The 13,917-nt window shown below is 54.1% G+C and carries 12 protein-coding genes; 7 read left to right on the forward strand and 5 right to left on the reverse strand.

All coding sequences use genetic code 11. The features are described from left to right. Positions 1–222 precede the first annotated feature (222 nt). From G9Q38_RS13370 to G9Q38_RS13390, 5 genes are all read left to right on the forward strand, one after another. On the forward strand, positions 223–1,494 hold the full coding sequence (locus tag G9Q38_RS13370; protein ID WP_166131884.1) for an amino acid ABC transporter substrate-binding protein: 1,272 nt from the start codon (positions 223–225) through the stop codon (positions 1,492–1,494). 75 nt (positions 1,495–1,569) lie between these two features. Further along, positions 1,570–2,451, forward strand: a complete 882-nt coding sequence (locus G9Q38_RS13375; protein WP_166131887.1) for a branched-chain amino acid ABC transporter permease — start codon at positions 1,570–1,572, stop codon at positions 2,449–2,451. Further along, on the forward strand, positions 2,448–3,398 hold the full coding sequence (locus G9Q38_RS13380) for a branched-chain amino acid ABC transporter permease (protein WP_166131890.1): 951 nt from the start codon (positions 2,448–2,450) through the stop codon (positions 3,396–3,398). Before G9Q38_RS13375 ends, G9Q38_RS13380 begins: the two co-directional genes overlap by 4 nt. Beyond that, positions 3,395–4,117, forward strand: a complete 723-nt coding sequence (locus G9Q38_RS13385; protein WP_166131893.1) for an ABC transporter ATP-binding protein — start codon at positions 3,395–3,397, stop codon at positions 4,115–4,117. Before G9Q38_RS13380 ends, G9Q38_RS13385 begins: the two co-directional genes overlap by 4 nt. Beyond that, positions 4,098–4,826: an ABC transporter ATP-binding protein gene (locus G9Q38_RS13390; protein WP_166131896.1), complete on the forward strand. Its 729-nt coding sequence runs from the start codon at positions 4,098–4,100 to the stop codon at positions 4,824–4,826. The genes G9Q38_RS13385 and G9Q38_RS13390 overlap by 20 nt, the downstream gene beginning before the upstream one ends. Here the strand turns inward: G9Q38_RS13390 and G9Q38_RS13395 are convergent, their stop codons facing one another. The 3 genes from G9Q38_RS13395 to G9Q38_RS13405 form a co-directional block, all read right to left on the reverse strand. Next, positions 4,827–5,987, reverse strand: a complete 1,161-nt coding sequence (locus G9Q38_RS13395; RefSeq protein WP_166131899.1) for a CaiB/BaiF CoA transferase family protein — start codon at positions 5,985–5,987, stop codon at positions 4,827–4,829. 90 nt (positions 5,988–6,077) lie between these two features. After that, positions 6,078–6,884 carry a citryl-CoA lyase gene (locus G9Q38_RS13400; protein ID WP_166131902.1) on the reverse strand — a complete coding sequence of 269 codons (807 nt, stop codon included), beginning with the start codon at positions 6,882–6,884 and terminating at the stop codon, positions 6,078–6,080. A 38-nt stretch (positions 6,885–6,922) separates the two neighbouring features. Then, positions 6,923–7,789 (reverse strand): intradiol ring-cleavage dioxygenase, encoded by an 867-nt coding sequence (locus G9Q38_RS13405; protein WP_166131904.1) that lies wholly within the window; start codon positions 7,787–7,789, stop codon positions 6,923–6,925. 216 nt (positions 7,790–8,005) lie between these two features. On the opposite strand from G9Q38_RS13405, the gene mutS reads away from it, so the two are divergent. Together mutS and G9Q38_RS13415 are read left to right on the forward strand one after the other, a co-directional pair. Further along, a complete protein-coding gene (mutS, locus tag G9Q38_RS13410) occupies positions 8,006–10,627 on the forward strand; it encodes a DNA mismatch repair protein MutS (RefSeq protein ID WP_440971563.1) in 2,622 nt (873 codons plus the stop codon). Positions 10,628–10,637: 10 nt separating this feature from the next. Continuing rightward, positions 10,638–11,819 carry a JmjC domain-containing protein gene (locus G9Q38_RS13415; RefSeq protein ID WP_166132420.1) on the forward strand — a complete coding sequence of 394 codons (1,182 nt, stop codon included), beginning with the start codon at positions 10,638–10,640 and terminating at the stop codon, positions 11,817–11,819. 13 nt (positions 11,820–11,832) lie between these two features. On the opposite strand, the gene bamC is transcribed toward G9Q38_RS13415, so the two are convergent. After that, positions 11,833–12,960: an NlpB/DapX family lipoprotein gene (gene bamC, locus G9Q38_RS13420; RefSeq protein WP_166131906.1), complete on the reverse strand. Its 1,128-nt coding sequence runs from the start codon at positions 12,958–12,960 to the stop codon at positions 11,833–11,835. Next, positions 12,961–13,863 carry a 4-hydroxy-tetrahydrodipicolinate synthase gene (gene dapA, locus G9Q38_RS13425; RefSeq protein ID WP_166131908.1) on the reverse strand — a complete coding sequence of 301 codons (903 nt, stop codon included), beginning with the start codon at positions 13,861–13,863 and terminating at the stop codon, positions 12,961–12,963. Positions 13,864–13,917 lie beyond the last annotated feature (54 nt).

Genomic DNA, 13,917 nt, shown 5'->3' on the forward strand with positions numbered 1-13,917 from the left:
GCATCCATCGCACAACCATCACACAAATAACACTTCCATCGACAACATCGATAGTTATTGAATGGAAAACTTCATTTTTATTCATGCAAGGCCGAAAGTAAACTTGTTTCACGCACTATCCGTGCCGACGTTTTCAAAGATTCAAACAAAGGTCAAATGCAGTAATGAAAATGCCGAACAAAGGCATATCAATAAATTAAACGCATCCCGGAGGAGACACCTATGACCACACGACGTCAATTCAATAAACTGGCTGCCATGGGCACACTAGGCCTTGCCGCCCCCACTATTCTTTCCAGCAAGGCGTTCGCAGCCGACAAGCCAATCAAAATCGGTGCCAGCGTTTCCCTGACCGGTCCACTGGCCAGTACACGTGCCGGCGAAATCGGTTATCAACTTTGGCGCGACGACGTCAACGCCGCAGGTGGATTACTGGGACGCAAAGTCGAATTTGTTATTTACGACGACCAAAGCAGCGCATCAAATGTACCCGCCATTTATTCAAAGCTTGTTGATGTCGACAAAGTCGATGTCCTGATCTCTCCGTACGGCGCCAACCTTTCGGCGCCACTTATGCCATTTATAAAGCAACGCAACCTGTTTATGGTGGGGATGTTCGCCCTGGCCGGCAATGACCGTGCTCGCTCCAACAAGTACTTTCATGCCTGCCCTTGGGGGCCTGACTCTATGCTGGGCTGGGCACGCGGCTTCTTTGATATTGCCAAGTCCATTAACGCCAAGCGTATCGCCATCATCAATTCCGACCTGGAGTTTTCCTCCAGCGCCGCGCAAGGTGGCGCGCAGGTAGCCAAAGAATACGGCATGGAAGTGGTCATGAACCAAAGCTATCCGCCCAACACAAGTGACTTCTCGGCCATTTTGCGCAACATCAACAACGTCGCTCCCGATGCCGTCTTTGTCTGCTCCTACCCAGCTGACAGCGCCGCCATCATCCGGGGTGTGAAGGAAATTGGTATCAACGATAGCGTACAGATATTCGGCGGCTCAATGATCGGGCCACAGTACGGATCTTTGCTGGGCTCTCTGGGCGAAGATCTCAACGGTCTGGTCAATATCACCACGTTTGTTCCAGAACCCACTTTGCAATCACCCGGCATTGAAAGCTTCTTCAAACGCTACACACCCATTGCAATTGAACAAAAACTGGATCCTCTTGGTTTTTACATCCCGCCCTTTTACTACGTTGCAGGCCAAATTATTGAAGCCGGTGTTAAAGGGTCGGAATCCGTTGATATTGAAAAAATGGCGCAATATCTTCATGCCAACCCCATTGACACGATTGTCGGCAAAGTGGCGTTCAACGACATCGGCGACTGGACAAAACGGCGTACACTCATGATCCAGATCCAGAATGTCAAAGGCAACGACATCAACCAGTTCCGAGAGCCTGGCAAACAAGTCATTCTCGATCCCGCGGAACTGAAATCAGGCAATCTCATTACACCGTACAACGCGGCACGTAAAGCTTCATAATTTTTCTCGTTTCTTCAATCTAACCTTTCAGCCGGGCCATTCGCTTTTGCGATCGGCCCGGCCAGGTGGCGTAGTATGACCTCATCCCTGGATATCTTCCTGAATGCAATTTCCACCGGCGTTGTACTGGGTAGCATCTATGCCTCCATCGCTCTGGGGCTGGCCATCACCTTCGGCATTTTGCACATCCCCAACGTCGCTCACCCGGCTCTGGTCATTGTGGGTGCTTATTTTGTTTATCTTGTAGGCCAATGGGGCATTAGCCCCATTCCCGCCGCCCTCATCGGTTTACCCGTTTTTTATGTGCTGGGCATGGCGCTTTACAGTTTTTATTCGCGCACCTTCGAACGCAAGGGGCAAGCGAATGTGCTGCAAAGTCTTACATTGTTTTTCGGCCTTTCACTGGTTATTGAAATTGCAATCGCCTTGTTTTTTGGCTCGGAATTGAAATCAGTTGATGCAGACTATGTTGGGTCAAGTCTGGTTCTGGGGCCAATCACTATGCCGTATCGACTCCTTGTGCCCGCATTGTTCGCGCCCATCATGATTAGCGCATTATGGTTGTATTTCAACCGCACCCATTCCGGTACGGCGATTCGCGCGGTCGCCCACGACGATCGCGCATTATCAATATCGGGTATTAACCCCACCTGGATCAAACGTCATGCATTCGGTATTGCCACTGCCACAGCCGTCATAGGCGGCGCCGCGCTCATTATTATGGGGCCGGTCGAACCCTTCGCAGGCCGTTTTCAAATCGGGCGTGTATTTGCCATTGTGGTGTTGGCCGGCATGGGATCCATACCCGGCACATTGGTTGTCGCCATCATGATCGGCATTGCCGAATCTTTCGTTTCCGCTTATTTAACCCCCTCGTGGTCCCCCGGGGTTGCTTTTGCCATTCTGCTTCTGGCGCTGGGTCTGCGTCCGCAGGGTCTTTTTGGAGCTGCCCGATGAAACGCAACAATCTCATTTTCGCCTTGGGCGCTATTCTGATTCTGCTTGCCGGCTTTTTCGCGCCTTCAATCGTCACGAATCCGTTCTACTTCTTTGCGGGTTATGTCATTGTCCAATACATCGTTATCGCCACCGGATGGAATGTGCTTGGCGGTTACGCCGGTTATATCAATTTCGGTGCGGCTGCCTTTTTCGGCAGTGGCGTCTATTTATCGGCTTTTCTCTTCAACGCATTTGGTTTGCCGCTTTGGGTCGGCATTATTGGTGCTGCGGCTTTAGGGGCCATTCTGGGCCTTGCCATGGGTTACCTGACACTTCAAATTCAAGGCGTTTATTTCGCCATTGCCACGCTTGGACTGGTCATTGTGCTTGAAACCATTGTCCATAACTTACCCGGTTTGGGTGGCGCGCGCGGCATGGCTGTTTATGGACCCGCCCCACCGGAATGGTCCGGAGGGCCGGTACAGTATGTCTTTTTCGTCATACTCATCATCGCTGTTGCCTGTGTTGCCCTGGCTCGCTGGATTGAACACTCCTGGATCGGTCGAGGCCTACGTGCAGTTCGGGCCAGTGAAGACGCCGCCGAATGCTCCGGCGTTCCCACGCTTAAACTTAAGCTGATGGCATGCAGTATTAGTGGCGCCATGCTTGCCGCTGCCGGCGCGCCCTACCCCTTCTACACGAACTTTGTCGAGCCAGTTACCGCGTTCAGCCTGCTCATTGGCCTGAACGCCATTGCCATGCCCCTGATTGGTGGCACACGAAGCTGGGCGGGTCCCATCATCGGCGCAATCATTCTTGCCTCCGCACAACAAATCGCAACCGTCACCATTTCCTCGGAACTGAACATTTTGTTCGTCGGCGTCGTGCTCATTGCTTTTGTTGCGTTAGCGCCGAACGGTCTACTTGGCCTGGCCAAACGAAAATCTGCGGGAACTGCACAATGACAACGGCACTGTCACTTCGAAACATAGAAAAATCATTTGGCGTTTTCAAAGCGCTCGGGCCGGTTGACCTCGACCTCAACCCTAACGAAAGGCTGGGCATCATCGGCCCGAACGGCGCCGGCAAAACAACCTTAATTAACTGCATAACGGGTGTATTGAAACCAGACAACGGTACCGTTCACTTTATGGGTAAGGACATCAGCCATCTTCTTCCCCACGAGCGCGCGCGGTTGGGAATCGCCCGAAGCTTTCAGATTCCCCGGCCCTTTATTGGTATGTCAGTGCTTGAAAACCTGCTTGTCCCACTCGACTACAAGCATAACGTCCACAACAAAGAACAGCGCGCGCTTGAACTGTTGCAATCAGTTGGTTTGCACACCCGCGCCCAAGACCCGTCGGGGTCTTTATCGCAACTTGAACTCAGAAAGTTGGAACTGGCCAGAGCGCTGGCCAGTGACCCCAAGGTTCTTATTGCCGACGAGGCCATGGCGGGCCTGTCGGATACCGAAATTGATGAAGTGCTGGACATTCTCATGAGGCTGAATGAATCGGGGGTCGCCATTATTATGATTGAACACATCATGCACGCCGTCATGCGATTCTCTCAACGTGTGGTGTGTTTCGATACCGGCCAATTAATTGCCGCGGGAACCGCCAACGAAATTGCAAATAACGAAACCGTTCAAAAGGTGTATTTCGGTGAACAGACTCATCATTGAAAACTTGCATGCCGGCTACGGCGCCGTACCTGTTTTACACGATGTCTCTCTTGAGGTTAAGGAGGCCGAACTTGTGGCATTGCTGGGGACCAACGGTAACGGGAAAAGCACCCTACTCAATTGCATTCTGGGGTTTGTTAAGCCCACAAAAGGCCGCATTTTGCTTGAGTGGGACGGCAAAACGACCTCGCTTACCGAGCTGGCACCTTTTCAGATCGTCCGACAGGGTTTGTCGATAGTGCCTGAAGGGCGACGCCTGGTCCCTAACCTTACAGTTGAAGACAACCTCAAACTGGCGGGAAGCAACCCAACAGTTCGCCGCCGCCTGGAAGAGAACCTGAACTTCTGTTATTCAACCTTTCCCGTCTTGAAAGAGCGACGCCGCCAGTTGGCGGGCAGCATGAGCGGCGGCCAGCAACAAATTCTTGCGATTGCCCGCTGCCTGATGACCTCGCCCAAAATCATTGTAATTGACGAGCCATCTGTTGGTTTGGCACCCATTATTGTCGGACAGGTGATTGAAACCATTAAAACCCTGCAACAAAACACCAACTTAACTATCTTGATGGCTGAGCAAAGCTTTTTTCAGGCCATTAGTGTTGCCTCACGGGCCTACGCTCTGGCGCATGGACGCATCACGCGCCACTACGATGACGCAAGTGCAATTGACCACGATGATCTGCGGCGGGCGATGCTGGGGGCCGCTTAACTATAAACCGCTTGGCTTTTGAGCCAAACGTTCGCGTAAAGGTGCAACAATCTGTGCATTATGCTCTCCCAGAGTCGGGGGCGGGACAACGCTTTGCTCACGTTGACCGTTAAACGTCAGAGGCGTGCGTACCGTTTGAAATACTCCCATCTGCTCGTGGCGCCCTTCCACAAGAATGCCCAGGTGCTGTGCCTGCGGGTCATTCAGCGCCTCGCTGGTGTCATACATGGGTGCATGCGGCACATCTTCCGCCTCCAACCGGCGACACCACTCCGGACGGTCTTGCGTCGCAAAAATATCCGATAACACCTGAATCAGCGCCTCCTGGTTTTCAATACGGGCGTTTCGATCGCAAAACCGCGGATCGTCGAACAAGTTCTCGCGCTGAATGGCGCGTGCCAGCCCCTGCCAGAACTTCTCCGGAGACGACATGTGTAGGGCAATCCATTTTCCATCGCCACATTTCATTACGTAAGACTGCGAAACACTCGGACGACTGTAAGGGCCCATAACCTCGCCGGCAGAGTAATAATGCGTGAACGCATCCAAATTGAAATGGCACATGGCCTCAAGCATCGACACCTCGACCAACGCACCCTCACCCGTGCGACTGCGATCGAACAGCGCACCCATGATACCCATTGCCGCATAGAAACCGGTCACTGCGTCGGCAATCGCCGGCCCCACAACACGCGGATTCTCGGGATTAATGAGCAGACCCAAAAACGCGCTCGCGGCCTGCGCAACAGAGTCGTAGGCAGGCCGGTTCGCAGCGGGCCCGGTTTGACCGAACCCACTTATTGCGCAGTACACTAGTTTCGGGTTTAGCGCACGCAACCGAGATTCCCCCACATTCAGGCGGTCTGCCGCACCAGGTCGAAAATTCTGGATATAAACATCAGCACTAAGAACCAACTCATCAAGCACCGCCAAATCTTCCGGCTGTTTCGTGTTCAAAGTGATGCTTTTTTTATTGCGGTTATACGTTTGGAAATGAGGGCTGTACAACCCTCCCTTGAACGCCCTGAATGGATCGCCATTACCGGGCTGCTCAACTTTAATCACTTCCGCACCCATGTCCGCCAAAAGCATTCCTGCGGCCGGCCCGGTAATAAACGTTCCTTGATCCAGGACACGAATTCCTTCCAAAACTTTTTTCATTTTGATAGCTCCAGATAAAAGAAGCCCCTGGCCACACAAATAAGGCCATGCGTTGTTAAATGCGATGCATCGGGAAATGCTGCGTACTGATTACTCTGATGGAACAAAGCCGGGAGGCGCTTCCCCTTCGTACACCACTTCGCGTGTGGCCTGATAAGAAAGCGCGAAACCAATGGGTTTTTCAGCCTCCTCGACCAAATGACCAATCAGACCCGCCGTGCGCGCAAGAATGGGCACTCCTTTCAAGCCAACCAACGGAAAGCCAATACCAAGCAATACAGCGGGAATGGCTGCCGACACGTTTAGCATGAGATGTTTGCCGACAATATCGGGAATCACTTTTTCAGCGGCCTCGGCTATCGCGATGTAGGTTGTGTCCGCTCCCGCCTGAGCGGCTACATTGAAAAGCGCACTCACACGTGGATCGCGCTTCTTGTGTAAAGGGTGCCCATAACCCGGCAACGGGCGGCGTGCCTGGCGATATTCCCCAACGACTTGCCTGGCCGCTTCGGTGTAGTCGGTATTGCCGGCGGCGCGATCACGGATTTCTTCCAGGAAATAACCGCAACTCTCCGACGCGCCCAAAATCACGGAGCCACAGCCCAGGATTCCAGCCGCGACCGCACCTTGCAAGGCATCAGGGGCCGCAGCATATGTCATACGACTGGCCTGGACACTTGGTACCAAACCATGCTCGGCAATGGCCACCAGCGTTGCGTTCAGCACTGCCGACTGCGTGGCGTCCGGCATTTTCCCTGTAACCAGCAAATGGAAATAATCACCGAACGACACCCGGCCAACCAGCTCTTCCGTGAGATTTTTACCGCGAACCACGATTGTGTCTGGATTCGACGTACAAATAGCGGTGCGCGGTGTAGTTTCCTTACCAATTTTCATGAGCGAGCCTGATGTAAAGATGTCTGGGGTATTAAGAACTACGCTTTCACCGCCTCAAGCGGCGCAAGCTGGAAGTGGTACTCACAGGTATAGAAAGGAACGTCAACCTTTTCACCCGTAGGCGCAACGCCCGGTTCATGCCGCACGAAATCAACAATCAAGCCCTCTTTCACGCCGAACACCGTATCGGAATCAAGATAAGGCGAGTCTGAAGGGAACAGATGCGTAACAATGGTTTTATGTCCCGGCGCCCGCACAATGAAATGCGTATGCCCAGGGCGGTTGGGATGACGCCCCATGGCACGCAACATGTCACCAACAGGACCGTCGTCGGGAACGGGATAATAAAACGGTTTGATGGAACGGAACCAATACTTGCCATCGTTCCCGGTAGTGAACGTAGCACGGCACAGCATTTCATCGCTGCCAAGCTGCATGTCGTAATTGCCTTCCCCATCACCCGACCAGACATCAAGCTCAACGCCTTCTATTGGCGAACCATTTAACGATGTGACCTGGCCGGAGAAAAAACAAGGCTCTCCTTTAATCCCTTTTGCAATGTCGCTGCCCATGGGCAGGCGCGGTGCACCCTCCCAGTAATACGGCCCCAACACGGTTTGTTCGGTTGCACCCTCGGGCAAGCGATGGTTGATTGCGTCCACCAGAATAGAAACGCCCAAAGTATCCGACAACAAAATAAACTCTTGCCGTTTGTCGGTAGTAATTTGCCCGGTTTTAGTAAGAAACTGAATCGCGGCCATCCATTCTTCTTCAGTTAGTTGAACGTCACGGATAAAATCATGCAAATGGCGAATCAACGAAACCATTACTGTGCCAAATCGCTCGTTTTCCGGTTGCATTCTGTCGAGAACGTCTTGCGTAATGCTAAATTCCCGTGACGCCATCACTGTCTCCCTGAATGAATAATGCGTTTTTCGCTCAAGCCGCTTAGCTGCGGCTATTGTGAGAACAGTTTACCGTTCGCACCTCATGAATAAAAATGAAGTTTTCGATTAAAAATCAATCGACACCATCGATAAATGACCAGGTAGCTTAGAATGGCTTCTTGCGCGAAACGCAATTCAGCCAACCCTATTGAACACAACACATAGCGCTATTGAATGAGCAATATTGAGCACGCTTCGCACACCCCTATGATGCAGCAATACCTGCGTCTTAAAGAAGAGGCCGGACAACATCTTCTGTTCTACCGCATGGGCGACTTCTATGAAATGTTCTATGAAGATGCCGAGCGCGCAGCGCGCCTGCTGAGCCTGACCCTGACCAAGCGCGGCACCTCGAACGGCGCACCCATTCCCATGGCGGGCGTACCTTTCCACTCAATGGAAGGCTATCTGGCACGTTTGGTCGCTTTGGGCGAGTCGGTGGCCATTTGCGAACAAATCGGCGACCCGGCCGCAAGCAAAGGGCCGGTCGAACGCAAAATTGTACGTATTGTGACACCGGGAACCCTTACTGATGAAGCCCTGCTGCCGGCCAAAAGCGACCGGCTCATTGCCGCCGCCTGGGTATTGCGACAGCGACGCACCGAAACTGCGGGTATTGCCTGGATGAACCTGGCCAATGGAAGTTTTTGCGTGACCCAGTGCGAGCCCGACATGCTGGACACCGAATTGCATCGGATTGCCCCGGCCGAACTGGTTTGCCCCGAAAGCCAACGGATTAACCTGCTGGAAGGCGTTGCGATCAGCACCCTGCCCGATTGGCATTTCGACAGCGACAATGCACGCAATACCCTGCAGAATCACTTCGACATCGACTCTTTGAGCAGCTTCGACCTGTCGGACTGGCCGGCCGGAACGTGCGCGGCCGGTGCCCTGCTTTACTACGTTCAACGCACCCAAAGTCAGGCACTGCCACACATTCAAACCTTGCGCACCGACCGGTCAAGTCAATACGTTGTGCTGGATCCGGTGACCCGTAAAAACCTGGAAATTACGCAAACGCTGGCCGGGGAGGCATCGCCCACCCTGTTCTCGATTCTTGACCATTGCCAAACGCCCATGGGCAGCCGCCTGCTGCGCCATTGGCTGCATCATCCGTTGCGCGACAACAGCGAGGTCGCCCAGCGCCAGCGCCTTGTGCAGTGTTTTTTATTACCGAATGAACATGAGGACCCCTGGAATGCATCGCCGGCGCTGGACGCATTGCGCCAACAACTGAACGCGCTGCCCGACATTGAACGCATTGCCACGCGCATTGCACTACGCTCGGTACGGCCACGCGAACTGGCCAGCCTGCGCGACGCACTGGATACCTTGCCGGGCCTTGTTGAACTGCTTACCACGCGATTCGACCCGGACCCAACCATTGAAATGCACGCACAGGCCCTCACACTGCCCGGTGCCCTGCCCAACCTGCTGCACAACGCCATCGCGCAGGAACCGGCGCTGCTGGTCAGGGATGGTGGTGTATTGGCCAATGGCTACGATGAAGAGTTGGACACGCTGCGCACGCTGGCCACAGACAGCGGCGACTATCTGATGCAGCTTGAGGCGCGCGAGCGCGAGCGCACCGGCATTACCAACTTGAAAGTGGAATACAACCGCGTACACGGCTTTTTCATCGAAGTCAGCAAGGGGCAAACAGACAAGGTACCCGCCGATTACCGGCGCCGCCAAACACTGAAGAATGCCGAACGCTATATCACGCCCGAATTGAAAACCTGGGAAGATAAAGTGTTGTCGGCCAAAGATCGCAGCCTGGCGCGTGAAAAGCAATTATTCGAAGCACTGCTCGACGAGTTGGCCGGCAGCACGAAGGCCCTGTCTTTGTGCGCTTCCAACCTGGCGCAAATCGACGCGTTGGCGGCGTTGGCCGAACATGCCCGCAACAATGACTGGGTTGCCCCGGTGCTCACCGACGATCACGAAATCATCATTGAACAAGGCCGCCACCCGGTGGTGGAACGCAGCATCGAGCAATTCACACCCAACGATTGCACGTTGAACAGCGACCGAAGCATGCTGATGATTACGGGCCCCAATATGGGGGGTAAGTCAACCTACATGCGTCAGATCGCGCTGATTGCCCTGCTGGCGCGAACCGGCAGTTTCGTCCCGGCCGAGTCAGCCCGCATTGGACAAATCGATAGGATCTTCACGCGCATCGGCGCCGCAGACGATCTGGCCGGTGGTCGCTCCACCTTCATGATGGAAATGACCGAAGCAGCCGCCATTCTGGCGGCAAGCACGCCGGCCAGCCTGGTGCTGATGGATGAAATCGGCAGGGGTACCTCAACGTACGACGGGCTGGCCCTGGCCTGGGCGATTGCCCACCGCTTATTAACCCACAACCACGCGCTTACGCTGTTTGCCACACACTACTTCGAAATGACACGGCTGACCGACACGTTGCCTGCAGCGCATAATGTCCACTTGGCTGCCGCAGAATCCGGCACGGGCATCGTCTTCCTGCACGAGGTACGACCCGGGCCGGCCAGCCGCAGTTACGGTATTCAGGTTGCGCAGCGCGCCGGCATTCCGCCTGCCGTGATTCGTCATGCCGGGAAAACGCTGGCGCAATTGGAAAAAAGCAGCGGCCATACGCCCCAACTAGATTTATTCAGCGCCCCGGTCGGCAGCGCCGAACCGGACACCATCGACCCATCGATTGATGCCGCCTTAACGCTGTATGAGCATCTCAGCGGCATCGATCCCGACAACCTGACGCCCAAAGAGGCGTTGGAAACGCTTTATCGGCTCAGAAAAGACATTTCCTGAAAAACACATGATTGATATCCATACTCCCTGCGCGCTGTTAGGTGGCCTGACGCCACACGAATTCATGCGCGACTACTGGCAACGAAAGCCCCTGCTCATCCGGCAGGCTTTGCCGAATTTCCGTCCAACGCTCAGCATCAACGACATTCGGCAACTCGTACGCCGCGAAGAGGTGGAGTCGCGGCTGATCTGGAAAGACCAGCACGGCTGGCAGATGAAGCAAGGGCCGCTGCATCGCCTGCCCTCGCAAAAGCGACATGATTGGACCGTTCTGGCCCAGAACGTAGATGCTCACGACGACGCGGTGGCCGCTTTAATGCATCAATTCCGCTTCATTCCCGACGCACGGCTGGATGACGTCATGATCAGCATCGCCGGCGACGGCGGCGGCGTGGGGCCGCATTTCGACAGCTACGATGTTTTTCTCCTCCAAGGCGTAGGCAAACGACGCTGGCAAATCAGCCAACAAAAAAATTTAAGGCTTGAGCCCGATTTACCACTGAAAATACTGTCACACTTCGAGCCGGAGCAAACGTGGGTGCTGGAACCAGGCGACATGCTTTATTTGCCCCCGCATATTGCCCACGACGGTGTCGCTGAAGGAAATTGCATGACACTGTCCATTGGCTTCAGGGCGCCCACTCAGGCAGCACTGGCTTGCGGGCTACTGGAAGCGGCAAGTGACCAGATTATGGCACGGCTGGGAAACACCAGTGGTCTGTATGGAGACCCTCCTTTACCAGGTCCCAAACTGAATGGAACTTACAAGGACAAAGGCGCTGCTGCCACGTCGGCTCCCGCCCAAATACCCGATGCTCTTATTAAAGAAACACTGGCCGTTGCCGAGAAAATTCAATTTAATGAAGCGCTCGCAGGACGTTTCCTGGGTCAATGGCTCAGCGAACCCTCAAGAGCCGCCGCTTTTGAAACCAATCTGGACGGCGATATCGATTTATTCGATGATCCACCCGCAACCGGCACCCTGGTGTTGGATCGGTGCACCCGCCTTCTGTACAGGGGCTCATCTGCGTTCATTAACGGTGAAGTCGCTGCGATAAAAGCGAGCACTCCAATCAAGACGCTGGCTGATCAACGCCGACTAGACTGCAGTGCACTAAAAAAAATGAGCCCCGACGTACGGGACTCATTACAAGCTTGGCTGGAAGACGGTTGGCTTCATTACCAACCATAAACCGGCACTGTTGCTAGCGCATTTCTTCAGCCAAAACGGTAATAATCCGCTTGGCGGTATCGGAGTTATCGAGCTGGCCGTCGGCGGTTAACACACGAACAACCGAGTCGGAGCCTTCGCCCCTTACGTTAATGCGATACTGCGCTGCCTCAGCAGTGCCTTTGCTTCCAAACAAACGACCGAAGAAACCAGGCTGCTCAATTTTCTCGCCCGTGTCGGTGTCAAGGTAACGAATATAGTACTCACCGGCGGAACGGTCACGGTCGTCGACATAGAAACCAGCCGAATCAATTGCCACACCGACACGACGCCACGCACGGTCGAACGACTCGTTAATGGTAAGTTGAGCAGTTCCAGGTGCGGCCTGATCAACCACCGGCGTTAAATTGACCTCTTCGGCCTGCTGCAACTTGCGACGGGCCTCTTCCATGTCGGTGCCAAGGAACACCATAAGACGCGCCAGCATTGCCGCATTCAGACTGGGGTCTTCTTTACCTTCGATCCATTTCCAACCGGTATTGTCAATCGTACCGGTTTCCACCATCTTCTGATGGCTGATATAAACCTCGGTTTTTCCATTCACCCGCTCCAGACGCGTACGGAACCGTTCGCGTTCACCGCTGTCGGCCACTTGCTCGAAAATGAAACTGAACGCCCCTTGAATCAAACCTTGAGGCAATTTGGCCCGATTCTCGGCCCAATCGGTTTCAATGAGCCCGGCTTGAGGGTCTTGAATGTGGATCGTGAACCCCTCGTTGCCCCAGAACTCGACTACCTCGGGATACACCTGCTCGGCCGGACGGTCGACCACCAGCCAACGTAAATCGCCGTCACGGCGAATTTCAACATCGTCGACACTAGGTAGTACGACGTCACGACCACCTGCAGCGGCTTGTTGTTGTTGCGACTGGGCATACTGACTAAACGTTGCCGAACCCTCAGGGGCACGATAGCGCGCATCGCGGTTTGCCTGGGTTAGATCGGGAGGAATGCTGAGCGGATCGCCCGCAACAGAACTTTTGTAATCAACGGCGTCTTCAGCACCCAAATATTGATTGATTTGCGAGCAGCCGGATAAAACCACAAGGCCTAACCCTATGGCCAGACCGGAATAACGTTTGGAGAGGCGAATATTTGACATTTAAATAAGACCTGCTTCTTTCAAAGAGAGGCGCACCACGTTGTGATACTGCTCGTTCAAGGGAGTTAAGGGCAAGCGATAACCCGCCTGGCAGAACCCCATTTCAGCCAGGGCCCACTTCACGGGTATCGGGTTCGCTTCGATAAACAGAATTTTGTTCAATTGAGCCAACTGGCCATTCAAACGGCGTACCGCAGGAACATCGCCGTTAAGTGCCGCTGCGCACAGCTGATGCATGAGCTTGGGAGCAACATTGGCCGTAACCGAAACATTACCCTTCCCCCCCATGAGAATCAGCGCCGCCGCCGTTGCATCGTCGCCGCTGAAAACCTGGAAATTATCTGGTTTGTAATGCAATAACCAGGCGCCGCGACCGATATCACCGGTAGCATCCTTCAAACCAATAATTCCCGGAATTTGCGCCAGACGCAACACGGTGTCATTCGACATGTCGGCCACTGTTCTGCCGGGCACGTTGTAAAGAATGGTGGGGAGCTCAACTTTTTCGGCAATCGTGCGGAAATGCTGGTACATCCCTTCTTGCGACGGCTTGTTGTAATAAGGCGCAACCGACAGCCCTGCTTTGGCTCCCGCTTTAAACGCATACTCCGACAACTCGATCGCCTCACTGGTGGAGTTGCCTCCCACCCCGGCAATGATTGGAATGCGTCCGGCAGCGTGTTCGACGGCTACGCGAATCAGCTCGGCATGCTCATCCATGCTTACCGTAGGTGATTCACCGGATGTGCCCACCACTACAAGCGCATCCGTGCCTTCCTGAACATGCCAGTCGATAAGTTTGCGATAGGCGTCGAAATCGAGTGCGCCATCGGGGAGCATTGGCGTAACCAACGCCACCATACTTCCCTGAAACTCAGGCATCACAGAATCGGTACTTATCATGATGGGGTAATTCTCCGAGAACTCACCAAAGGGGGTGAGAAGGCCCTAAATAAC

This window comes from Pusillimonas sp. DMV24BSW_D, from assembly GCF_011388195.1.
GTDB classification, from domain to species: domain Bacteria; phylum Pseudomonadota; class Gammaproteobacteria; order Burkholderiales; family Burkholderiaceae_B; genus Neopusillimonas; species Neopusillimonas aestuarii.

Excerpts from the sequence above, each read along its gene's own strand:
- mutS (WP_440971563.1), top strand. The coding sequence starts at position 8,006 with ATGAGCAATATTGAGCACGCTTCGCACACCCCTATGATGCAGCAATAC.
- G9Q38_RS13405 (WP_166131904.1), bottom strand. The coding sequence starts at position 7,789 with ATGGCGTCACGGGAATTTAGCATTACGCAAGACGTTCTCGACAGAATG.
- dapA (WP_166131908.1), bottom strand. The coding sequence starts at position 13,863 with ATGATAAGTACCGATTCTGTGATGCCTGAGTTTCAGGGAAGTATGGTG.
- G9Q38_RS13375 (WP_166131887.1), top strand. The coding sequence starts at position 1,570 with ATGACCTCATCCCTGGATATCTTCCTGAATGCAATTTCCACCGGCGTT.
- bamC (WP_166131906.1), bottom strand. The coding sequence starts at position 12,960 with ATGTCAAATATTCGCCTCTCCAAACGTTATTCCGGTCTGGCCATAGGG.
- G9Q38_RS13395 (WP_166131899.1), bottom strand. The coding sequence starts at position 5,987 with ATGAAAAAAGTTTTGGAAGGAATTCGTGTCCTGGATCAAGGAACGTTT.
- G9Q38_RS13370 (WP_166131884.1), top strand. The coding sequence starts at position 223 with ATGACCACACGACGTCAATTCAATAAACTGGCTGCCATGGGCACACTA.
- G9Q38_RS13400 (WP_166131902.1), bottom strand. The coding sequence starts at position 6,884 with ATGAAAATTGGTAAGGAAACTACACCGCGCACCGCTATTTGTACGTCG.
- G9Q38_RS13385 (WP_166131893.1), top strand. The coding sequence starts at position 3,395 with ATGACAACGGCACTGTCACTTCGAAACATAGAAAAATCATTTGGCGTT.
- G9Q38_RS13380 (WP_166131890.1), top strand. The coding sequence starts at position 2,448 with ATGAAACGCAACAATCTCATTTTCGCCTTGGGCGCTATTCTGATTCTG.